This is a genomic window from Streptomyces sp. NPDC111656, assembly GCF_055656965.1.
This window is the reverse complement of sequence record NZ_JBVKCA010000025.1, coordinates 59,253-82,747: the sequence shown is the minus strand read 5'-3', so window position 1 is coordinate 82,747 and position 23,495 is coordinate 59,253. Positions and strand designations below refer to the sequence as shown.

The 23,495-nt window shown below is 68.3% G+C and carries 13 protein-coding genes and 1 pseudogene; 13 read left to right on the top strand and 1 reads right to left on the bottom strand.

Features of this window, described 5'->3' with window-relative positions:
- Positions 1-375: 375 nt before the first annotated feature.
- The 5 genes and pseudogenes from ACZ7M3_RS44620 (at position 376) to ACZ7M3_RS44600 (ending at position 8,352) form a co-directional block, all read left to right on the top strand.
- The gene (locus tag ACZ7M3_RS44620) at positions 376-1,062 is read left to right on the top strand and encodes a response regulator transcription factor (RefSeq protein WP_097289255.1); all 687 of its coding nucleotides are present in this window, start codon (positions 376-378) and stop codon (positions 1,060-1,062) included.
- Entirely contained in the window at positions 1,059-2,609 is a 1,551-nt protein-coding gene (locus ACZ7M3_RS44615; RefSeq protein WP_472071523.1) for a sensor histidine kinase, read from the top strand. Before ACZ7M3_RS44620 ends, ACZ7M3_RS44615 begins: the two co-directional genes overlap by 4 nt.
- Before the next feature lie 323 nt (positions 2,610-2,932).
- Positions 2,933-4,303 (top strand): DUF3500 domain-containing protein, encoded by a 1,371-nt coding sequence (locus tag ACZ7M3_RS44610; protein WP_472071521.1) that lies wholly within the window; start codon positions 2,933-2,935, stop codon positions 4,301-4,303.
- A gap of 225 nt (positions 4,304-4,528) precedes the next feature.
- A pseudogene (locus ACZ7M3_RS44605) lies at positions 4,529-4,696 on the top strand (cellulose binding domain-containing protein); the annotation flags it as partial.
- Positions 4,697-5,073: 377 nt separating this feature from the next.
- Positions 5,074-8,352, top strand: a complete 3,279-nt coding sequence (locus ACZ7M3_RS44600) for a GH92 family glycosyl hydrolase (RefSeq protein WP_472071519.1) — start codon at positions 5,074-5,076, stop codon at positions 8,350-8,352.
- A gap of 67 nt (positions 8,353-8,419) precedes the next feature.
- Here the strand turns inward: ACZ7M3_RS44600 and ACZ7M3_RS44595 are convergent, their stop codons facing one another.
- Complete coding sequence (locus tag ACZ7M3_RS44595) at positions 8,420-12,247, bottom strand: GH92 family glycosyl hydrolase (protein ID WP_472071517.1); 3,828 nt, start codon at positions 12,245-12,247, stop codon at positions 8,420-8,422.
- 484 nt (positions 12,248-12,731) lie between these two features.
- Between ACZ7M3_RS44595 and ngcE the strand changes: the two genes are divergently transcribed.
- The 8 genes from ngcE (at position 12,732) to dxs (ending at position 23,448) form a co-directional block, all read left to right on the top strand.
- Positions 12,732-14,183, top strand: a complete 1,452-nt coding sequence (gene ngcE / locus ACZ7M3_RS44590; protein WP_472071515.1) for an N-acetylglucosamine/diacetylchitobiose ABC transporter substrate-binding protein — start codon at positions 12,732-12,734, stop codon at positions 14,181-14,183.
- Positions 14,184-14,242: 59 nt separating this feature from the next.
- Positions 14,243-15,166, top strand: a complete 924-nt coding sequence (locus ACZ7M3_RS44585; protein WP_067375431.1) for a carbohydrate ABC transporter permease — start codon at positions 14,243-14,245, stop codon at positions 15,164-15,166.
- A 1-nt stretch (position 15,167) separates the two neighbouring features.
- Positions 15,168-16,088 (top strand): carbohydrate ABC transporter permease, encoded by a 921-nt coding sequence (locus ACZ7M3_RS44580; protein WP_095852122.1) that lies wholly within the window; start codon positions 15,168-15,170, stop codon positions 16,086-16,088.
- A 575-nt stretch (positions 16,089-16,663) separates the two neighbouring features.
- Positions 16,664-17,863 carry an ROK family transcriptional regulator gene (locus ACZ7M3_RS44575; RefSeq protein WP_472071513.1) on the top strand — a complete coding sequence of 400 codons (1,200 nt, stop codon included), beginning with the start codon at positions 16,664-16,666 and terminating at the stop codon, positions 17,861-17,863.
- A gap of 133 nt (positions 17,864-17,996) precedes the next feature.
- A complete protein-coding gene (locus ACZ7M3_RS44570; RefSeq protein WP_355487135.1) occupies positions 17,997-19,094 on the top strand; it encodes a sugar ABC transporter substrate-binding protein in 1,098 nt (365 codons plus the stop codon).
- A 201-nt stretch (positions 19,095-19,295) separates the two neighbouring features.
- The gene (locus tag ACZ7M3_RS44565) at positions 19,296-20,087 is read left to right on the top strand and encodes an ATP-binding cassette domain-containing protein (RefSeq protein ID WP_179436410.1); all 792 of its coding nucleotides are present in this window, start codon (positions 19,296-19,298) and stop codon (positions 20,085-20,087) included.
- Positions 20,084-21,376 carry a sugar ABC transporter permease gene (locus ACZ7M3_RS44560; RefSeq protein ID WP_351304579.1) on the top strand — a complete coding sequence of 431 codons (1,293 nt, stop codon included), beginning with the start codon at positions 20,084-20,086 and terminating at the stop codon, positions 21,374-21,376. The genes ACZ7M3_RS44565 and ACZ7M3_RS44560 overlap by 4 nt, the downstream gene beginning before the upstream one ends.
- A gap of 140 nt (positions 21,377-21,516) precedes the next feature.
- Positions 21,517-23,448 (top strand): 1-deoxy-D-xylulose-5-phosphate synthase, encoded by a 1,932-nt coding sequence (dxs, locus tag ACZ7M3_RS44555; RefSeq protein ID WP_472071511.1) that lies wholly within the window; start codon positions 21,517-21,519, stop codon positions 23,446-23,448.
- Positions 23,449-23,495 lie beyond the last annotated feature (47 nt).

The following is a 23,495-nucleotide window of genomic DNA, read 5'->3' as shown; positions in this document are numbered from 1 at the left end:
TCCTGTGGCCGGGCCGTGCCAATGCCCCCTTCGGTCACCGGGGTTGACGACCGCCGGGTCCTCCCGCGAGGCCCTTCGCACGGCTGCGGCAAAGTCGGAACACAGGGTTCTCCCAGCGAACCGGGACAGGATCGTCATATGTCTGGCACCCGAAGCGAACGTCTCCACGCCACGCGCGCCCCCGGCGACCCCGCCGGTGGCCACCGCGTCCCCGGCGAGCGCGCCTTCGGCGACGACGCCCGCGTGCGCGGCGAGCGTGATGGCGGCGACCGCCCCCGTGTCGGACATGACGGCGGCGACCGCCCCCGTGTCGGACATGACGGCGGCGAGTACCTCCGTGGCGACCGCCTCCGCGGCGAGCGCCCCCGTGTCCGCGTGCTGATCGTCGACGACGAACCCGCACTCACCGAACTGCTGTCCGTGGCCGTCACCGAGGCGGGCTGGCGGCCCTACCCGGTCGCCGACGGGCACAGCGCCCTGCGCGCCGCCCGCGGCTGCGCCCCGCACGCGGTCGTGCTCGACGGGATGCTGCCCGACCTCGACGGAATCCAGGTGCTGCGCAGGCTGCGGTACGAGAACCCGAGACTGCCCGTCCTCATGCTGACCGCGCGCGACGCGCTGGAGCACCGCATCGACGGCCTGTCCTCGGGCGCCGACGACTACGTGACCAAGCCCTTCTCCCTGGAGGAGGTCGTCCTGCGACTGCGCGGACTGCTGCGCAGGGCCGGCGCCGAACCGCTCCGGGCCGACGACTCCGTCCTGGTGCTCGGTGATCTCGTCCTGAGCGAGGAGACCCGCGAAGTGCGCCGCGACGGTACGCCGATCCAGCTCACCGCCAAGGAGTTCGACCTGCTCGGCCTGCTGCTCGGCCACCCGCGGCAGGTGCTGAGCAAGGCTCAGATCCTCGACCACGTGTGGAGCAGCTCCTTCGACGGCGGCGGCAACCTCGTCGAGGTCTACATTTCCAGCCTGCGCCGGAAGATCGACAAGGGGCGGGCGCCGATGATCCACACCGTGCGCGGGGTGGGGTACGCGATCCGCCCGGTGGAGGACGGGAGATGAACCTCCGACGGACCCGGCTCCCCGGACGCTCCCGAACCACGGCGCGGGCCGGACGTTCGCTGCGCACGCGGCTGCTGCTCTTCATCAGCGCCACCCTCGTCGCCGTCTGCGCCGCGATGGCCATCACCACCGTCTTCGCTCAACGCTCCTATCTGCTCGGCAACCTGGACCAGCGCGTCACCGACGCCGCCGAGCGCAGCCAGGGCGGCCTCCAGCGCCGCAGCGGCGACGACACGGACCTGGGGTTCCTCAACGAACGGGGACAGGCCGTCGGCACGCTCGCCGCCCGGTTCGACGAGCACGGGGACATCCTCGCCGCCGAGGTCGTCACCCACGACGGCGGCCGGCAGACCCTCACCGCCGTCCAGCGCGCCGCCCTCGACGGCATCACCACCGACGGTTCCCTGCACACCCGTACCGTCCCGGGCCTCGGCGGCTACCGTGTGACCGCCCTCGGCGGCGACGGCGTCCCCGTGCTCACCGGGCTCCCCATGGGCGACGTACAGGACATGATCGGCCGACTGGTCGCGGTCGAGGGCGTGGTGGCCGCCGTCGGCCTCACCGCCGCGGGCTGCGTCTGCGCGGTCGTCATCCGGCGCCAACTGCGTCCCCTGGGACGGGTCGCCGCCACCGCCGTCGAGGTCTCCCGCTCCCCGCTGGGCCACGGCGAGGTCACCGCCCTGACCCGCGTCCCCGAACGCGACACCGACCCCGGCAGCGAGGCCGGCCAGGTCGGTGCCGCCCTCAACCGCATGATCGACCACGTGGAGTCCTCGCTCGCCGAACGCCAGCGCGGCGAGGAGGAGATGCGCCGCAGCGAGGAACGCATGCGCCGCTTCCTCGCCGACGCCAGCCATGAACTCCGTACACCTCTCGCCTCCATCGCCGGATACGCGGAACTGATGAACCGCGGCACCGAGCGGATCGAACCGACCCTGGCCTGGCGCCGGGTCTCCGCCGAGTCGGCCCGGATGACCGGCCTCGTAGAGGACCTGCTGCTGCTCGCCCGGCTGGACGAGGGCCGGCCGCTGCACGCGGCCGAGGTGGACCTCGCGGCACTGGTCGCCGAGGCGGTGTGGGACGCGCGGGCCGCCGGGGACACCCACAACTGGCAGCTGGCGCTGCTGCTGGACACCCCGGCCCTGGTCGTCGGCGACGAGGCACGGCTGCACCAGGTGGTGGCCAACCTGTTGGCCAACGCCCGTGTGCACACACCCGTCGGCACGACCGTGATCGCCTCGGTGGAGGCCACGGAAGCGGCCTGCGTGATCCGTGTCCGCGACGACGGCCCAGGCATCCCGCAGCACCTGCTCCCGTCGGTCTTCGAACGCTTCACACGCGGCGATGTCTCGCGCGCCCGCGGCGGCCCCACGGAGGGCGGCTCCGGCCTCGGACTCGCCATCGTCGAGGCGGTCACCGTCGCCCACGGCGGTCGCATCCGCGTGGAGAGCGCCCCGGGCCGTACGGAGTTCACACTCGAACTGCCCCCGCCCGAAGGCGCCAGGACCCCGGGCCCGGCAGCCACTCCGGCACCCGCGTCGGCCTGATCCCCAGCACCTTCTTCAGCGCCTTCTTCCCCGCCCCTGTGTGCCCACCATGAAGGTCAACGGAATTGTTGACACTTTCTTCGGCGGCGACATACGTTCACGGGCGTCAGATCGAGGTGCGCGCCATGCGCGGGTGACGCGACAGCGGCCCGCCCCGGCGCCCGGAAGGGAGCGGTTCGTTGTCCTCGCGCCGGCCCTTTCCCCGCCGCACTTGCCGGACCCTTCCCCGCCCCACTTCAGGTTGGCCTCAGGTTGCTCCCCCAGAGTCGTGCGCGCCCGGCCGTCCGCCACGGACGTGCCCACGACGAAGGGATCCAGCGACGATGACCGAGCTCGACACCGGAGAGCACGCGGCGCAGTCCGGGACGCCTCCGCAGTCCGGGACGGACTCCCGCGCCCACTCGGACCGGCGCAACTTCATGCGGAGGGTCTTCTTCGCGAGCGGCGCCGCGGCCGTCGCCACGATGGGCGGCGCCGGAGCCTGGACCGCGCTCGCCGACGACACCGCCACCCCCACCGCCGACGCCTCCGCCGCACCGAGCGCCACACCGAGCGGCGCGCCCAGTGGCGGCCCCGGCGGCGGTCCCGGTGGCGGCGCGGGCGGCCCCGGCAACCAGACCATCACGGAGGACTTCTTCGGCCTCACGACCGACGGCAAGCGGATCGACGACCTCTACGCGATCCACTCCACGGGAGTCGCCACCGCTCCCGTGATCGCCGCCGCGAACGCCTTCCTCGCCGGGCTCACCGACACCCAGAAGACGGCGACGCAGTTCACGGTCCACTCCACCGAGTGGCGCCTGTGGAGCAACGTCGACTCGTACGCACGTCAGGGCGTCACCCTCGCCGACCTGACGGACGCTCAGAAGGCGCTGGGTACGTCTCTGCTGAAGTCGGCGCTCAGCGCGGACGGCCTGGAGACCACCGAGAAGATCCGCAGGATCAACCAGGCGGCCGGCGAGGCGATCGGCAACACCGCCTCCTTCAACGAGGACGCGTACTACTGGACCCTGATGGGCACCCCGTCGGCCGCCGAGCCCTGGGGCTTCCAGTTCGACGGCCACCACCTGGTGATCAACTACTTCGTGCTCGGCGACCAGGTCGTCATGAGCCCCTGTTTCTGGGGCTCCGAGCCGACCTCGATGGAGATCGACGGCGAGACCGTGACGGTCTGCCACGAGGAGGTCGTGGCGAGCCTCGCCTTCGTCAACTCCCTCACGCAGGCGCAGCAGGCGGTCGCCATCGAGTCCTCGACCAAGTCGAACGAGTCGATGAAGGCGGGCGCCTTCTCCGACAACGCCGTGCAGACGTACACCGGCCTGCGTGCCGACGTCCTGAACGGGGCGCAGAAGAAGAAGCTTCTCGGCATCGTCGAGGCCTTCGTCGGCCGTGGGAAGGCCGATGCCGCGAAGGTGCGGATGGCCGAGGTCCGGAGGCACCTCGACCACACGTATGTGACCTGGGCGGGCGGCACGGCCGACGACTCCGCCTTCTACGTCCGGGTGCACAGCCCGGTCGTCTGGGTCGAGGTCGACTGCCAGGCCCCGGGCCCGCTCGCGGGCGCGTACGGGGCCACGCAGGGCAGCGGCGCGACCCAGAAGCACGTCCACTCCATCATCCGCACGCCCAACGGCAACGACTACGGGAAGGAGCTTCTTCGACAGCACTATCTGACGTCACCCCACCATCGGTGACGTGACCGACTCAGGTGGTTTCTCAGTCATAGGAAAATCAGTACCTGAGTGGTTTCTCCGTCATGGCGAGGGCCGCACCCGTTGTCAGGGGGTGCGGCCCTCGCGCGTGAAGCGTTTACAGAGGTGGTCGTGCGCGCTAACGTCCGAATGAGGTGGGAGCGCTCCCATGTGGCGGACCGGAACCCGCCGGGAGTTGCTCCCGCCTCACCTCATCACTCCCGCGACATCGAGCGCCTCTGGAACGGCAACGCGACCTACAGCGGCCAGGACGTGATGGTGCACAACGCCGACTGGAACGGTGGGTTGGATCCCGGGAAGAGCGCGACCTTCGGGTACGTCGTCTCGGGCTCCGGCGGTGATCCCGCGACCACGCTTCCCTGTCAGGTCGGTTGACGGGCTCTGGGCGGACCGGGTGGGTGGTGTGGAACTCACCCGGTCCGCGAGCCCGGGCGGGCGAGGGGGGTTGCCGCCCGGGTTGGGGGTCCCCCTGCTCGAAGCGAGGCCGAGAGCTCGGGGGCGCGTGGCTTGTGACGACCGAGGTGTGCGACAACGTTGTCTGATGGTCTGTACATGACTCTACCGCCTCAACCGACAACGATGTCAAGCAAGTTGAGGGGATGGTGAGGGGCGCGTTGCGCCATGGGGGTGTGCGCCGAGCGTGCCTGTGGGGTCGCACGCGGTCTTCCGTGGTACCCGTGGCGCACGTTACTGTCCCTGCGGCTTGTGCGACCTGTGGTGCGCGACCCGTCCGAAGGAGGAGGGGCCGCGTCATGCGTTTCCGTCCGTCATCCGTCCTGCTCGCCGTCGCCCTGGCGGCCGCCGGGATCACCCCCGCCGTCACCCCCGCGGCGGCCGCCGCATCACCGGACCTCGTCCGGGACCCCACCACCTACGTCGACCCGCTCATCGGCACCAAGAACGGCGGCAACGTCTTCCCCGGCGCCGTCGTCCCCTTCGGCATGCTCTCCTGGAGCCCCGAGAACACCCGCGGCGACGCCACCCGTACGGCCGCGCCCGGCGGTTACCAGTACGACGCCACCCGCATCAGGGGCTTCAGCCTCACCCACATGTCCGGCACGGGCTGCGCGGGCGGCAGCGGCGACATCCCCTTCTTCCCGTACGCCGGTGAGGTCACGTCCTCCCCGGCGAGCGACACCAAGGACGCGGTGTACGCGGCCGACTTCGCGCACACCGACGAGACCGCCGAGCCGGGCCACTACAAGGTCGGCCTCGCCTCCGGTGTCACCGCCGACCTCACCGCGACCGCGCGCACCGGCTCGGGCCGCTTCACCTTCCCCGCCGACAAGTCCGCCTCGCTGCTGGTCCGCAGTGCCAACTCCGAGGTCGGGTCGACCGATTCGACCCTGAAGATCGACCCGGCGACCCGTACGGTCTCCGGGTCCGTCACCTCCGGGAACTTCTGCGGCTACCTCGACCCCGAGGGCCAACGCGCCTACTACACGCTCTACTTCACCGCCCGCTTCGACCGCGACTTCAAGTCGACCGGCACCTGGCAGGACGACAAGCTGAGCCCGGGGTCCACGGAGGCGAGCGGCGGTACCGGCGGCTTCGCGAGCGGCGGCCGTCCCGTCGCGGGCAAGGGCGCGGGCGGCTATGTGGAGTTCGAGCCCGGCGCCGACCCCGTGAACGTCAAGGTCGGCATCTCGTACGTCAGCCAGGCCGGCGCGGCCGCCAACCTCGCGGCCGAGAACCCGCCGTCCCGCTCCTTCGCCTCGGTCCAGGACGCCGCCCACCGGGCCTGGCGCGACCAGCTCGGCGCGATCAGGGTCGGCGGCGGCAGCGACAGCGACCGCACCACCTTCTACACCGCGCTCTACCACGCCCTCCTGCACCCGAACGTCATCAGTGACGCCGACCGCAGATACCGGGGCCCCGACGACAAGGTCCATGTCGTCGGCCGCGGCCACCGGGCCCAGTACGGCACCTTCTCCGGCTGGGACGTCTATCGCTCCCAGGTCCAGCTGCTGACCCTGCTCAGCCCGGACACCGGCTCCGACATCGCGCAGTCGCTGCTCGAACTCGCCCGGCAGAACGGCGGCGTCTGGGACCGCTGGCTGCACGGCGCGAGCGGCACCCACGTCATGAACGGCGACCCGTCCCCGACCGCGCTCGCCGGTATCCGGGCCTTCGGCGGCACCGACTTCGACCTGCGCGGCGCGCTGGACTCGCTGGTCAAGGCGGCGACCGTGCCGACCGAGGGCGACCTCTCCTCCTCGGGCAAGCCGGTCCTGTCCGTCGGGCAGCGGCCGTCGCTCGACAAGTACCTCGAGCAGCACTACATGCCGTCCGTGTCCAACGCCTGGGGCGGCGCCGCCGAGACCCTCGAGATGTCCGGCGCGGACTTCGCGCTTTCCCAGCTCGCCACGGCGGCGGGGAAGAAGCGGACGGCCGCCGACTTCGCCCGGCGCTCCCAGTGGTGGCAGAACAACTTCAACATCGCGGCCGACCCGAGCGGCGGCTACATCGCGAACCGCAAGGCGGACGGCAGCTGGGTCACCGGCTTCACCCCGGCGACCGGCAACGGATTCGTGGAGGGTACGGCCGCCCAGTACACCTGGATGGTGCAGCACAACCCGGCCGGGCTCTTCGCGGCGATGGGCGGCCGGGACAAGGCACTCGACCGCCTCGACACCTTCTTCCACAACGCCGACGGCAGCTGGGCCTTCTCGGGCAGCGGTGGCGACAAGTCGGAGCTGGACAACGAGCCCTCGATCAACGTGCCCTACCTGTACGCCTACGCGGGCGCGCCGTACAAGACGCAGGAGACCGTCCGCGCCGCGATGACGGGGTTGTGGTCGACCCAGCCGGGCGGCATCCCCGGGAACGACGACCTGGGGGAGATGTCGTCCTGGTACGTCTTCTCCGCGCTCGGCATGTATCCGCAGGTCCCCTCGCGCGCCGAACTCGTCCTCGCCTCCCCGCTGTTCACGCGGGTGGAGATCAACCGGCCCGGCGGCAACGACATCGAGATCCGCGCGAACGGCGCCACCGCCGACGCCCCGTACGTGCAGTCGCTGAAGGTCGACGGCCGTACCAGCGACCGCCCGTGGCTTCCCGCCTCCTTCGTCCGCGACGGCGGCACGCTCGACTACACCCTCTCCGGTACCCCGAACCGCACCTGGGGCAGTGACCCGGCGGCCGCCCCGCCGTCCTTCCGTGAGGGCGAGCAGCCGTACCAGATCGGTGTCGGCCCGACCACGGCGACGCTCGCACCCGGCGGCAGCACGAAGCTCGACATCCGTGCCCTCGCGCTGAGCGGCGGCACCGGCCCCGAGGTCCGCTTCAAGGTGGACACCCCGGCCGGCGTGACCGCGACCCCCGCCGAGGGCACCGTGACCGACGGCTCCCAGGAGATCACCCTGTCCGCCGGTGACACCGCCCAGCAGGGCTTCTACGACGTCAAGGTCACCGTGACGTCGGCCGCCACCTCCTACGAGCAGCCGGTGGCCCTGACCGTCGCGGCGCCCGGCTCCCTCCTGGCCGCCTACAACAACACCGGTGTCTCCGACGACACCGGCGACCACGACGAGGCCGACTACGACGGCGGCGGCTGGAGCTACTCCCGTCAGGCCCTCGCCGCCGTCGGCCTGACCCCCGGCACCCAGGGCACCGTGGACGGCCTCACCTACACCTGGCCCGACTCGCCCACCGGCCGTCCCGACAACGCCTCGGCGACCGCCCAGACCATCGAACTGGCCCACCCGGCCGACCGGTTGTCCTTCATCGGCAGCGCGGTCAACGGCAACCAGCAGACCCACGCGACCCTCACCTACACCGACGGCAGCACGGACTCCGTCGACCTCTCCCTCACCGACTGGACCGTCGGCGGCGGAGGCGGCACCGTCCAGTACGGCAACGAGACCGTCGCCAGGACCGCGTACCGCAACGTCGCGGGCGCCGACAAGGACCCGGTGGCCACGTACGTCTTCGCCACCAAGCCCTTCCAGGCCCCGTCCGGCAAGACCGTCAAGAGCGTGAAGCTGCCGGACAACGCGGATCTGCACGTGTTCACCCTCGCGGTGAACTGAGACCCCGGCCGCACAGCAGGGCGGGCGCGGAGAGTGATCTCCGCGCCCGCCCCGCCCGTGGAGGGTGTCAGCCCAGCAGTTCCACCTCCGCGAGCGTCGCCTCGCTGTCGAGGACCAGGCGGTAGTGCGCGTACGAGCCCGGACGCGCGACCGAGAACACCCGGGTCTGCTTGTCCCAGGTGAAGGACTCGCCGGAGCGCCTGTCGAGGTCGGTCCACGTGGTGCCGTCGGAGGAGCCCTGCAGGACCCAGCCCCCCGGGGCCTTGGTGTGGTCCGCGGACGAGGTCAGGGTGTACTGAACCCCCTTGGCCGCGGCGGACGTCGGCAGGTCGACCGAGGTGACCGTGGCGTCCGTCGCCGAGGTGTTGTCGAAGAGCGCGCCGTCACCCTTGAGGACGTCCGCGCGGGGCGCGGGCACCTTGTCGTCCTGGGTGATCGACACGGGCGCCGCATCCTTGCCCGTGCCCCACGACGACGGCTTGGAGCCCATGTCGAACTCCAGCACGCCACCACGGGAGATGAGCGAGTGGGGGAGCGAAGTCGACGTCCAGCGCTTGCCGTTGAACTTCACACCCTGCACGTACACGTTCTTCGCGCTGTTCTTCGGCGCCTTGACGACCAGGTCCTTGCCGTTCTCCAGGTGGACGGTCGCCTTGGTGAACAGCGGGGAGCCGATGGCGTATTCGCCGCTGCCCATCACCAGCGGGTAGAAGCCGAGCGAGGAGAAGAGGTACCAGGCGGACTGCTCGCCGTTGTCCTCGTCGCCGTGGTAACCCTGCCCGATCTCGCTGCCGGTGTAGAGGCGGGAGAGGACCTCGCGGACGTTCTTCTGCGTCTTCCAGGGCTGACCCGCCGCGTCGTACATGTAGTTCACGTGGTGGGCCACCTGGTTGGAGTGCCCGTACATGCCCAGCCGTACGTCACGGGCCTCGGTCATCTCATGGATGACCCCGCCGTAGGAGCCCACGAAGTCAGGCGAGGCCGTCTCGGGGGTGGCGAAGTACGTGTCGAGCTTCTGGGCCAGCCCGCTCCGGCCGCCGTACAGGTTGGCGAGGCCCCGTGAGTCCTGCGGCGCGGTGAAGGCGTACCCCCAGCCGTTCGTCTCGGTGTAGTCGTAGCCCCACACACGCGGGTCGTACTTCGAGGAGTCGAGGCGCCAGTTGCCCTGCGCGTCGCGGCCCTGGAAGAACCCGGCCTTCGAGTCGAAGAGGTTCACATAGTCCTGGGCCCGGTTGAGGAAGTACGCGGACTCCTCCTTGTAGCGCTTCTTGCCGGTCTTCTTGTAGAGGGCCTGGCCCATCTCGGCGATGCCGTAGTCGTTGACGTATCCCTCCATCGCCCACGAGAGGCCCTCACCGGTGGCGGTGCTGGTGTAGCCGAGGAAGGGAGACGTCGACATGCCCTTGCGGCCCACGCCGGAGGCCGGCGGGACGACGGTCGCGTTCTTCAGGGCGGCGTCGTAGGCCGCCTCCGCGTCGAAGTTCACGCCCTTGACGTACGCGTCCGCGAACGCCACGTCCGAGGAGGTGCCGGTCATCAGGTCCGCGTATCCGGGGGAGGACCAGCGCGAGGTCCAGCCGCCGTCCTTGTACTGCTGCACGAACCCGTCGACCATCTCACCCGCCTGAGAGGGCGTCAGGAAGGAGTACGCCGGCCAGGTCGTCCGATAGGTGTCCCAGAAGCCGTTGTTGACGTACACCTTGCCGTCGACGATCTTCGCGCCGGTGTGGGTGGGGGTGTCGGGGCCGGGCATCGCGGAGAACGGCGAGGCGTACTGGTACTTCGGACCGACCTTCTCGAAGCCGGAGTTGGGGTACAGGTACAGCCGGTACATGCTGGAGTACAGCGTGGTCAGCTGGTCCGGCGTCGCGCCCTCGACCTCGACCTTGCCGAACAACTTGTCCCACGCCTTGCGCGCCCGCTCCTTGACCGTCCCGAACGACGTGCCGTCGGGGATCTCCTGGCGCAGGTTGTCCTTGGCCTGGTCGATGCTGATGAGGGAGGTCGCCAGGCGCAGGGTGACCGTGTGGTCGGCGCCGGGCTTGAACTTCAGGTACCCCTTGACGCCGGACGAGCCGCCGTCCGTCACCGGCGCGTCGAACACCCCGTAGACGAAGAGCCGGGTCGCACCCGTCGACAACCCGGACTTGACGTCCGAGTAGCCGGTGACGATCCCGTTGTCCTTGTCCAGCGTGAGGCCCGCCTGCTCGGTCACGTTGTCGAAGAGCACGCTCGCGTCCTCACCCGGATAGGTGAAGCGCAGGGCCGCGGCATGGTCGGTGGGCGCCATCTCCGCCTTGAGACCGTTCTCGAAGGTCACGCCGTAGTAGTACGGGCGCGCGGTCTCGTTCTCGTGCCGGAAGGCGAGCGCGCGGGCGGTGCGGCCGGTGTCGGGGGTGCCCGAGGCGGCCGAGGGCATCACCTGGAAGGTCTGCCGGTCACCCATCCAGGGGCTCGGCTCGTGGCTCGCGCTGAACGCCTCGATGGTCGGCAGGTTGTCCGCGTTGTTGGCGCGCGCGTAGTCGTACAGCCAGCTCAGCGAGCCCGCGTTGGTCACCGGCGTCCAGAAGTTGAAGCCGTGGGGGACGGCCGTCGCCGGGAAGTTGTTGCCGCGTGAGAAGCCCCCGCTGGAGTTGGTGCCGCGGGTCGTCAGCGCGTAGTCGGCCAGATGCGCCTTGGGCTTCTCGGGAGCCACGGTCTTCAGCGCCACGTCGTCCAGCCAGCCGCGGAACTTCGCCGGGCCCTGGGGGGAGTCGTACGCGAGGAGTATCCGGTCGACGGTCTTCCCGGTCGCGACCGAACCGATCCGTGAGGCGACGTTGTTCCACTGGTTGACGTACAGCACCTTGGCCGCGCCCTGGCCCTGCGGCGTCAGCGCGAACCCGTGCTGGTCGACCGCGTTCAGGTCACTCAGATAGGTGCCGTCCGTGAACGCCAGGTCCACCGACACGTTCGTCGCGTCGTAGTCCCGGTCGCCGTCCGCCATCGAGGGGAAGATCCGGTACGACAGCTCGGTGTCGCGCCTGACGCCCACGTTCACGTCGAAGACCTTGTTGTACGAGTACGCCCGGCCGTCCGCCTTGTGCGTACCGGCGTAGCGCAGGGCCCGCTTGCCCGTGAAGCCCGCGCCGGCCTTCGCGGTGGGGGAGCCGCTCGGGCCCCGATCCACCAGCGAGAGCATGTCCTTGGGCGTCGGGTCGTCGCTCTGTCCCGTGGAGAACTGGACGTCGGCGAGCTGGAGGATGTCACCGCCGTTGTTCTTGGTGACGTCGAGCCGGAAGTGCTGGTACTCGACGGGGCTCGCGATGTCGTACGACTTCGTCTGGAACCGCTCGCCGAAGGACTCGCCGGAACGGGTGTCGAGGGTCTTCCAGTCCTTGCCGTCCGTGGAGCCCTGGAGCGTCCAGTCCTGAGGGTCGCGCTCGTCGTGGTCGTTGGCCGACGTCAGCGCGTACGTGACCACCTTCACCGGGGTGTCGAAGTCGAACTCCGCCCAGCCGGTCGGCTCGAAGGTCAGCCACTTGGTGCTCGACTCGTCGTCGACGAGGTTCTCCTTCACCTCGCCCCCGCCGGTGTTCTCGCCGCTCGCGCTGACGTCCGTGACGTGGTCGGTGACATTGCCGGGGATGCCGCTGCTGTAGCCGCCGTCGACACCCGACGCGCGCTTTGCGCCGTCTGCTCCGGTGTCCACCGTGTTGAGCCAGGTCGGTGCCGGATCGCCTGATTCGAACGAGGAGGCGAACTCGCGGTCGGTGGACGCCGTTTGGGCCGGAAGGGCAATCGCGGTGCCCTGCGAGGCCACTACCAGAGAAAGCGCTACCACCCCCATTATCGTTGAGGAACCCCATCTGAGCCGAACCGAAGAACTCCGTCTGTACCGAGCTCTGTGCTGCATGCGCGAGCACCCTCCCTGGCTTTGGACAACGTTGTCAAATTTGCTGCGCAAGGACCAGTAGGGAGTCAAGTTGTCAGTGGTGTCAAGGGTGTTGGATGTGGCGCCCGGGATGAATATCGTGCGACGAGCTGCGCATTACTCCCATGGTGGGAGATTGGTGCCCTGTCGATCTTCCCCCGGGGAAGTCGCGGACGCGCCATATTTCCGCGAGGTCTCAACTCGGAAAAGACCCGCGGGTAAACCCGCTTTCGATCTTGCTCCGCTGACGGGAAGTGGACTATACCTGTCGGCACCCGCCCAGCCGTTCGACGGCCGCGGGCAGGCACGTCCCGGGGGGAATCGGGCGTCGGCGGCCAGTGTGACGGGCAGGGATCGCCGCGTTGACCGACTGAATCCCTCACGCACGACCCCAGCTTGACCTAACCGCGGTGCCGGGGAGGATCCGGTTCACCGCCTGAGTCCTGGAGAAGGCGAGGACTTGAGCATGGGATCCACTTCCGCCGAGAACAGCAACACCGAGGGTGTCGGCCGCCGTGACCTGATCAAGCGGTCCGCGGCACTCGGCCTGATTTCCGTACCGACGATGAGCTTTTTGTCCGCTTGTGCGAGCAGCGACAGCGGTTCCGGTGACAAGGCCAAGGCCGGCAAGAAGACCACGAAGAACCCGCTGGGCGTCAACGAGACGGCTCCGCTCGCCGTCGTCATCTTTGACGGCGGATTCGGTACGAAGTACGCGACCGACGCCAACGCCCAGTACAAGACGGCCTACCCGAAGGCCAAGGTCAACTTCCATGCGACCCAGAAGATCCAGTCCGAACTGCAGCCCAAGTTCAACGGCGGCACCCCGCCGGACCTGATCGACAACTCCGGCGCCCAGCAGATGGACATGGGCGTGCTCGTCGGCAAGAAGCAGCTCACCGACCTGACCCCGCTCCTCGACGCGCCGTCCATCGACGACCCGTCGAAGAAGGTCCGCGACACGCTGCGTCCCGGCATCGTGGAGATGGGCCAGTTCGACGGCGCGCCGGTCTGGATCATGTACTACGCGTACACCGTCTACGGCGTCTGGTACTCGCAGACCGCCCTCGACAAGCTCGACGCGACGTACCCCGAGACCTGGGACGCGATGCTCGCGCTGTGCGAGAAGGCGAAGAAGAAGGGCGTGGCCGGCTGGACGTACGCGGGCAAGTACCCGTACTACCTGCCGTTCTCGCTCTACCCCTTCATCGCCAAGATCGGTGGCCGGGAGGTTCTCGACAAGATCGACAACCTGGAGCCCAACGCCTGGAAGGACCCGGCCGTCAAGTCGGCGTTCGAGGCGTACTACGAGCTCTACAAGAAGGGTTACATCCTTCAGGGCACCCCGGGCATCGACCACATCCAGTCGCAGACCGCCTGGGCCAAGGGCAAGGCGCTCTTCATCCCGAACGGCTCCTGGGTGGAGAACGAGTCCGCGAACGTCATCCCGAAGGACTTCAACCTGGCCGTCAGCGGTCCGACCGGTCTGGACAGCTCCGACAAGATGCCGTTCGGCACCATCTGGGCCTCCGGCGGCGAGCCCTTCATTGTGCCGGCCAAGGCGAACAACGCCGAGGGAGGCATGGAGCAACTGCGCATCATGCTCAGCGAGGCCTCGTCGAAGAACTTCACCAGCCAGGTGAAGTCGCTGACCGCCTACAACGGCGGTACCGACGGCATCACGCTGACCCCGGGCCTCAAGTCCGGTGTCGCGGCCCTGGAGAAGGCCGGGACCAACGTGGTCAACCCGCGGCTCCAGGACTGGTACGTGAAGCTTCAGAAGGAGCAGATCGGTGTCGCCGGTCTCGGCGAGATGATGGCAGGACGGCTGACCCCGGCCGAGGCCATCAAGAAGATCCAGGGCTACGCGGACGCGGCGGCCAAGGACCAGTCCATCAAGCACTACAAGCACCAGTAGCGGCGCGTGTCCACGCGTCGCCGGCGGTGGCATCCGCGATTCGATCGGGGTCGGTAACCATGCAACACGGCAAGTACCGGTTCATTGTGGGGTTCTTGGTGGCCCCCTTGGCGTTGTACGCGATCTTCGTGATCTGGCCCTTCGTCCAGGCCATCTACTACTCGTTCACGGACTGGACCGGTCTGAGCCCCGACTTCAAGATGGTCGGTTTCGCCAACTACACCAGAATGCTGCACGACGACATCTTCTGGAAGTCGTTGCAGCACAGTCTGCTGTTCGCGTTGCTGCTGCCGCTGGTGACGCTGGGCCTCGCGCTCTTCTTCGCCTTCATGCTCAATGTCGGTGGGCGGCGCCGAAAGGGCGCCGCCATCACCGGAGTGCGCGGTTCGGGTTTCTACAAAATCGCCTACTTCTTCCCGCAGGTGCTGTCGATCGCGATCGTCTCCCTGCTTTTCCAATTCGCCTACAACCCCAACGACGGGGTGATCAACGGGACGTTGAAGGCCATCGGCCTCGGCAGTGTCCAGCCGGACTGGCTGGGCGACCCGAACCTCGCCCTGTGGTGTGTGATGGCGGTGCTGCTGTGGAGCACGGTCGGGTTCTTCGTCGTGCTGTTCTCGGCGGGCATGGCCTCGATTCCGAAGGACTTCTACGAGGCCGCGCTGCTCGACGGCGCGAGCCGCGCCACCACCTTCTTCAAGATCACCCTTCCGCTGCTCTGGGACACCGTGCAGTCGGGATGGGTGTACATGGGGATCCTGGCGCTCGGCGCCGAGGCGTTCGCCGCCGTACAGATCATGACCGTGGGTCCCGGCGGCCCCGACTACTCGACCACGGTCCTTCCGCTGTACGTGTACCAATCGGCGTTCCGTGACGCGAACGCCGCCTACGCCACCACGATCGGTGTCGCGCTGCTCATCGTCACGCTGCTGTTCGCGGCGATCGTGATGCGACTGGGCCGGCGCGAGCGGTTGGAGTTCTAGCATGAAGACCACTGACACCCCGCCGCCCGTGGAACCGGTCGAGGACCGTCCTCAGGTGGTGAAGGAGAAGGCGCCGCCGGAAAAGGCGAAAAGCAGTGAGGGCGGCATCCTCAACGCCTTCTCGCACGGCATTCTCATCATCTGGGCGATCATGGTCGTACTGCCCCTGCTGTGGGCGGTGATGACGTCTTTCAAGGACGACGACTCCATTTTCAGCTCGCCCTGGTCGCTGCCGGACAAACTGCACTTCGACAACTGGTCGCGCGCGTGGTCGCAGGCCCACATGAGCGACTACTTCGGCAATACGCTCATCGTGGTGGGATTCTCGCTGGTCGGTACGCTCGTGCTCGGCTCGATGGCGGCGTACGTCCTCGCTCGATTCGAGTTCCCGGGCAACCGTTTCATTTACTTCCTCTTCGTCGGAGGAATGAGTTTCCCGATCATGCTGGCCCTGGTGCCGTTGTTCTACGTCCTGAACAACATGAGTCTGCTGAACACGCTGCCGGGTCTGATCCTCGTCTACATCGCCTACTCGCTGCCGTTCACGGTCTTCTTCCTGACCTCGTTCTTCAGGACGCTGCCGACCTCGATCGCCGAGGCGGCGTTCGTCGACGGTGCCTCGCACACCAGGACCTTCTTCCAGATCATGCTGCCGATGGCCAAGCCGGGTCTGGTCAGCGTCGGGATCTTCAACTTCCTGGGCCAGTGGAACCAGTACATGCTCCCCACCGTGCTGAACACCGACCCCGACAAGAAGGTCCTCTCCCAGGGCCTCGTCGAACTGGCGACCAGCCAGGGCTACAAGGGCGACTGGTCGGGCCTCTTCGCGGGCCTGGTGATGGCGATGCTCCCGGTGCTGGCCGCGTACATCATCTTCCAGCGACAGGTGGTCCAGGGGCTGACGGCGGGGGCTCTCAAGTAGGCCGAGCGAGGCAACGGCCGCCGAATCCGACGAACACCGAGACTTCCCGGAGTGCGTAATCCCTTCCGAATGCACGGAGGGGATTACGCGTATCCGGTCCCGCGCATTGGGCCCCGCCTCATCAGTCCCGCACATTCAGTCCCGCACATTCGGTCCCACGTATTCGATCCGGCCCACTCGCTCCCGCACATTCGGTTCCACGTATTCGATCCCGCCTGCTCGGTCGCGTCCTCCAGGTCCCCTCCACTGGATCCCGTCCACCGGGTCCCGCATTCCCCGGTCCCCCGAAAAAGGCTCCACCCGCCCGGAGGGGTTCCGCGGGAGCCCACGCCCGGCGGGGCGGCGTCGTGGTCTTGATCTTGTACGGCGGAGACGGCGACAACTTGTAATCAGTCGGGGTGTGACCTGGGCCATAGAAGGATCTACGGCCCAGTCTGTCCCGCACATGTGTGCTCATCCGCGCCGGATGCAGCTCAACCTCTTGACGGGAGGTAACCCAAACAGCTCAGCTTAGAGTTCACTAGTTGGACATAGGCGGGGCCTCATCGTGGCGGCCTCGTACGCGGGAGGTCGTCGTGGAGACTCCGGGGTCGCAGTCGTCGCTGCACCGAGCCAATCTGGAGCGCGTCGTACGTGCGGTGCGCCTTGCCGGTTCGCTCACGCAAGCGGAGATCGCGAGGACGACGGGCCTCTCCGCCGCGACCGTTTCCAATATCGTCCGGGAGCTCAAGGACGGCGGAACGGTCGAGGTCACCCCCACTTCGGCGGGTGGCCGCAGGGCCCGCAGCGTGTCCCTGAGCGGCGACGCCGGCATCGTCATCGGCGTCGACTTCGGCCATACGCATCTGCGCGTCGCGGTCGGGAACCTCGCCCACCAGGTGCTGGCCGAGGAATCCGAGCCGCTGGACGTGGACGCGAGCGCCGCACAGGGCTTCGACCGGGCGGAAGAGCTGGTCAGCCGCCTGATCGCGGCGACCGGGGTGGACCGGTCCAAGATCGCGGGCGTGGGGCTCGGCGTGCCCGGTCCCATCGACGTGGAGTCGGGGACCCTGGGGTCCACCGCGATCCTGCCGGGCTGGTCCGGCGCGAAGCCCGCCGAGGAGCTGCGGGGGCGGCTCGGCGTGCCCGTGTACGTGGACAACGACGCCAACCTGGGCGCGCTCGGCGAGCTCGTCTGGGGCAGTGGGCGCGGGGTCAAGGACCTGGCCTACATCAAGGTCGCGAGCGGTGTCGGCGCCGGGCTGGTGATCGACGGCAAGATCTACCGCGGGCCTGGCGGCACTGCGGGCGAAATCGGGCATATTACTCTTGATGAATCCGGCCCCGTCTGTCGCTGTGGCAATCGGGGCTGCCTGGAGACCTTCGCGGCGGCGCGCTATGTGCTGCCGCTGCTGCAGTCCAGCCATGGCACGGACCTGACCATGGAAGGCGTCGTCAGGCTGGCCCGGGAGGGCGATCCGGGTTGTCGTCGGGTGATCGCCGATGTCGGACGTCACATCGGAAGCGGGGTGGCGAATCTCTGCAACCTCCTCAACCCGAGTCGGGTGGTCCTCGGCGGCGATCTCGCCGAGGCCGGTGAGCTCGTTCTCGGGCCCATCAGGGAGTCGGTCGGCCGGTACGCGATCCCCAGTGCCGCACGTCAACTCTCGGTGCTGCCAGGGGCACTTGGCGGCCGTGCGGAGGTGCTCGGAGCCCTTGCTCTCGCGCTCAGCGAGATGGGCGATTCGACCCTTTTGGACGGATCGCTGTCCGCGGGTGCCCCTGCCTTCACTTAGAGAACGCATGGCACCGTTGCCATCTCGTTAAGTATTTACTTCTTGACGTCGCACGCGTGGCCGAGTTGACTTCCAGCCACCTCGGCCGCAACGACGCGGCCTCGTCAGGGAGGTTTCAAGAGTGAACACGCGTATGCGTCGTGCCGCGTTTGCCGTTGCCGCTGGTGCGATGGCCGTTTCGCTGGCTGCTTGTGGCAGTGCCAAGGAGTCCGGGGACAAGAGCGACAGCTCGAGCTCCGCCAAGAAGGGCGACGCGATCAAGGTCGGTCTGCTCCTTCCCGAGAACCAGACCGCGCGTTACGAGAAGTTCGACAGGCCCTTGATCGAGAAGAAGGTCAAGGAGCTCACGAACGGCAAGGGCACGCTCCAGTACGCCAACGCCAAGCAGGACGCCACCACGCAGGCGCAGCAGGTCGAGACGATGATCACCGACAAGGTGGACGTCCTGATCGTCGACGCTGTGGACTCCGCGGCCATCAAGAACTCGGTCCAGAAGGCCAAGGACGCCGGCATCCCCGTCGTCGCCTACGACCGTCTCGCGCAGGGCCCGATCAGCGGCTACACCTCGTTCGACAACACGACCGTCGGCAAGACGCAGGGTGAGGCCCTCCTCACCGCGCTCGGCTCCAAGGCCAAGTCCGGCAAGATCGTGATGATGAACGGGTCGTCGACCGACCCGAACGCCGCCCAGTTCAAGGCCGGTGCCCACTCCGTCCTCGACGGCAAGGTGAACATCGGCAAGGAGTACGACACCAAGGACTGGAAGCCGGAGAACGCCAACGCCAACATGGAGGGCGCCATCTCCGCCCTCGGCAAGAAGAACGTCGTCGGCGTCTACTCCGCCAACGACGGCATGGCCGGCGGTATCATCACGGCCCTGAAGGCCGCGGGCATCTCCGTCCCGGTCACCGGCCAGGACGCCGAGCTCGCGGGTGTGCAGCGCATCATCGCCGGTGAGCAGTTCATGAGCGTCTACAAGCCGTACGCCCCCGAGGCCGACGCCGCCGCCGAGATGGCCGTCGCGCTCGCCCAGGGCAAGTCGCTCGACACCGTCGCCAAGGACAAGGTCGACAGCCCGACCGACAAGGCGATCCCCTCGGTCATCGTCGCGGTCGTCTCGCTGACCAAGGACAACATCAAGGACACCGTCCTCAAGGACGGCGTCTACACGGTGACCGACATCTGCACGAGCGCCTACAAGGCCAAGTGCGACGCGCTCGGCATCAAGTAGTCCGAGCAACTGAAGTAGCCGCCGCAAGTCTCTATCCACGTACGGGAATTCGTTCTTGAATTTCCGTACGGGACTTGCGTCATAGAAGCCCCTCCGGCGCCCCGCATCCATCAGCCCCGCAAAGCTAGGGCGGGGCGCCGGACGGAACACCCCCTCCACAAACTTCTGCACAACCTCCCGCCGGGTCAGGCGGCGAAGGAGATGGTTCACGTGTCCGCTACGCCTGTCCTGGCGTTGCGCGGGGTCTCCAAGCGATTCGGTGCCGTCCAGGCGCTCACCGATGTCGAGCTTGAGGTCCACGCCGGTGAAGTGGTCGCCCTGGTGGGCGACAACGGCGCCGGAAAGTCCACGCTGGTGAAGACGATCGCCGGCGTGCACCCCATCGATGAGGGCGCCATCGAGTGGGACGGCAAGGCCGTCCACATCAACAAGCCGCAAGACGCCCAGGGCCTCGGTATCGCGACCGTGTACCAGGACCTGTCGCTGTGCGACAACATCGACGTCGTCGGCAACCTCTACCTGGGCCGGGAGCTGAAGAAGCGCGGCATCCTGGACGAGGTCGAGATGGAGCGCCGCTCCCGTGAGCTGCTGGACACGCTGTCCATCCGTATCCCCAGCGTCCGCATCCCGATCGCCTCGCTCTCCGGCGGTCAGCGCCAGACCGTGGCGATCGCCCGTTCGATGCTCGGCGAGCCCAAGCTCGTCATCCTCGACGAGCCCACCGCGGCCCTCGGTGTCGAGCAGACCGCCCAGGTGCTCGACCTCGTCGAGCGGCTGCGTGAGCGCGGTCACGCGGTCATCCTCATCAGCCACAACATGGCGGATGTGAAGGCCGTGGCCGACAAGGTCGCCGTCCTGCGCCTGGGGCGCAACAACGGCATCTTCGAGGTCAAGTCGACCTCGCAGGAAGAGATCATCTCCGCCATCACGGGCGCCACGGAGAACGCCGTGACCCGTCGTGCGGCGCGCAGCAATGGGGAGGCTCAGAAGTGAGCATCGACAAGACCTCTGAGACCCCCGAGGACCACGTCGTGGAGAACCCCGAGGCGGCCGCCGCGGCGGTCACCGCGGTCGACCCCCGGCTCCTCGTGCGCGAGCAGGGCCTCGCGGGCTATGCCTCCGAGTTCAAGCGCAAGATGAAGGCCGGTGACCTGGGCTCCATCCCGGTCGTCCTCGGCCTGGTCATCATCTGGATCATCTTCCAGAGCCTGAACTCCAACTTCCTCACCGCGGGCAACCTGTCCGACATCTCCGTCGCCATGGTCGGCACGGGCATGATCGCCGTCGGTATCGTCTTCGTACTGCTGCTCGGTGAGATCGACCTGTCGGTCGGTTCGGTCTCCGGTGTCGCGGGCGCCGCGTTCGCGGTGCTGAACGTCACACACGGCATGAACGAGTATCTGGCCTTCGTGCTGGCCATCCTCACGGGCACGGTCGCGGGCGCGATCCACGGCTTCGTGTTCGCGCGCATCGGTGTGCCGGCCTTCGCCGTCACCCTGGCCGGTCTGCTCTTCTGGAACGGCTTCATGCTCCGGATCCTGGGCGACAACGGCACCATCAACCTGGACAGCAACGGCCTCGTCGCCAAGCTGACCAGCTACTACTTCACCGATGTCGCCGCCGCCTACGCGCTCGCCATCGGCGTCACCGCCGTGTTCTTCCTCAGCTCGTTCTACGGCAACAAGCGCCGCGAGGCCGCGGGTGTGCCGTCCCGGCCGCTGAGCGAGACCATCCTGCGCACCGCGCTGCTGGCGATCGTCTCCTTCGCCGTGGCGATCACCTACAACCAGTACAAGGGCCTGCCGCTGGCCGTGGTGATCTTCATCGCGGTGCTGCTGATCACGGACTTCGTGCTGCGCCGTACCGCGTACGGTCGGAAGATCTTCGCGCTCGGTGGCAGCGTCGAGGCCTCCCGGCGTGCCGGTATCAACGTGGAGATGGTGCGGATCTCGGTCTTCGCGATCTCCGGTACGTTCGCCGCCATCGGTGGTCTGTTCATCGCCTCGAAGATCGCCTCCGCCAACCAGGGCGCGGGCGCGGGTGACCTCCTGATGAACGCGATCGCCGCGGCGGTCATCGGTGGCACCAGCCTCTTCGGTGGTCGCGGTCGTACGTGGAACGCCCTGCTGGGTGTGCTGGTGATCGTGTCCATCCAGTACGGTCTGGCGCTGCAGGGCATCGCGTCGCCGATCCAGTACATGATCACCGGTGGTGTGCTTCTCGCCACGGTCGTCATCGACGCCGTCACCCGCAAGACGCAGAAGACGGCGGGGCGCGCGTAGCGGTCGTCGGGGCACTGCCCCACGCCCTTTGAACCTGTGCCCGGCGCCAATGGCGGTGCCGGGCACAGTCATGTCCTGGCGGAACATTAGACTCGACAGGCCCGGCAAAGCTCGAACAGCTCTACTGCAAGGAGGCACGGGTGCCGCTGCTGACCCGCATCAGGGGACCGCGCGATCTGGACCGGCTCAGCCTGGAGCAGCTGGACCAGCTGGCCGGCGAGATCAGGACCTTTCTCGTCGACGCGGTCTCCAAGACAGGCGGCCACCTCGGCCCCAATCTCGGTGTCGTGGAGCTCACCATCGCCCTGCACCGCGTCTTCGAGTCGCCGAAGGACAGGGTGCTGTGGGACACCGGTCACCAGTCCTACGTCCACAAGCTGCTCACCGGCCGTCAGGACTTCTCGAAGCTGAAGATGAAGGGCGGCCTGTCCGGCTATCCCTCGCAGGCCGAGTCCGAGCACGACGTGATCGAGAACTCGCACGCCTCCACGGTCCTCGGCTGGGCCGACGGTCTGGCGAAGGCCAACGAGGTGCTCGACAAGGACGACCACGTGGTCGCCGTCATCGGTGACGGCGCTCTCACCGGAGGCATGGCCTGGGAGGCGCTCAACAACATCGCGGACGCCAAGGACCGCCACCTGGTCATCGTCGTCAACGACAACGAGCGTTCGTACGCCCCCACGATCGGTGGCCTCGCGAACCACCTGGCGACCCTGCGCACCACGGACGGCTACGAGCGCTTCCTCGCCCGGGGGAAGGACCTCCTGGAGCGCACGCCGGTCGTCGGCAGGCCGCTCTACGAGACCCTGCACGGCGCGAAGAAGGGGCTCAAGGACTTCATCGCCCCGCAGGGCATGTTCGAGGACCTGGGCCTGAAGTACGTCGGCCCGATCGACGGCCACGACATCGAGGCCCTGGAGTCGGCGCTGGCCCGCGCCAAGCGCTTCGGCGGCCCGGTCATCGTGCACTGCCTCACCGAGAAGGGCCGCGGCTACCAGCCCGCCCTGCAGGACGAGGCGGACCGCTTCCACGCCGTCGGCAAGATCCACCCCGACACGGGCCTGCCGATCGCCTCCTCCGGCGCCGACTGGACCTCCGTCTTCGGCGAGGAGATGGTCAAGCTCGGCCAGGAGCGCAAGGACGTGGTCGCCATCACGGCCGCGATGCTCCAGCCGGTCGGCCTCGACAAGTTCGCCAAGGTCTTCCCCAAACGGGTGTACGACGTCGGCATCGCGGAGCAGCATGGCGCCGTGTCCGCGGCGGGCCTGGCGACCGGCGGACTGCACCCCGTCTTCGCGGTCTACGCGACCTTCCTCAACCGCGCCTTCGACCAGGTACTGATGGACGTGGCCCTGCACAAGTGCGGCGTGACGTTCGTGCTGGACCGCGCGGGTGTCACCGGTACGGACGGCGCCTCGCACAACGGCATGTGGGACATGTCGATCCTTCAGGTCGTGCCGGGTCTCAGGCTCGCCGCGCCGCGTGACGCCGACCAGGTCCGCGCCCAACTGCGCGAGGCCGTCGACGTGACCGACGCGCCGACCGTGGTCCGCTTCTCCAAGGGCGCGGTCGGTCCGGCGGTGCCCGCGGTGGGTCGGATCGGCGGCATGGACGTGCTGCGTGAGCCGGGTACCGACGCGCCCGACGTGCTCCTCGTCTCCGTCGGCGCCCTCGCGCCGATGTGCCTGGAGATCGCCGGCCTCCTCGACCAGCAGGGCATCTCCACGACCGTCGTCGACCCGCGCTGGGTGAAGCCGGTCGACGAGGCCATGGCCCCGCTCGCCGAGCAGCACCGCGTGGTCGTCACCGTCGAGGACAACTCCCGGGTGGGCGGCGTGGGCTCGACGATCGCGCAGGCCCTGCGCGACGCGGGCGTCGACGTCCCGCTGCGCGACTTCGGCATCCCCCCGCGCTTCCTCGACCACGCCTCGCGCGCCGAGGTCATGGTGGAGATCGGCCTGACCGCACCCGACATCGCCCGTCAGGTCACCGGTCTCGTCTCCAAGCTCGACGGCCGCTTCCCGGGGGCCGCCGCGCAGGCGGTGGACTCGGTGGAGCCCGTCCGCGACTGACGTACCACGATCGAACGCAGGTCCATTGGGCCGGTTTGGCCACCCCG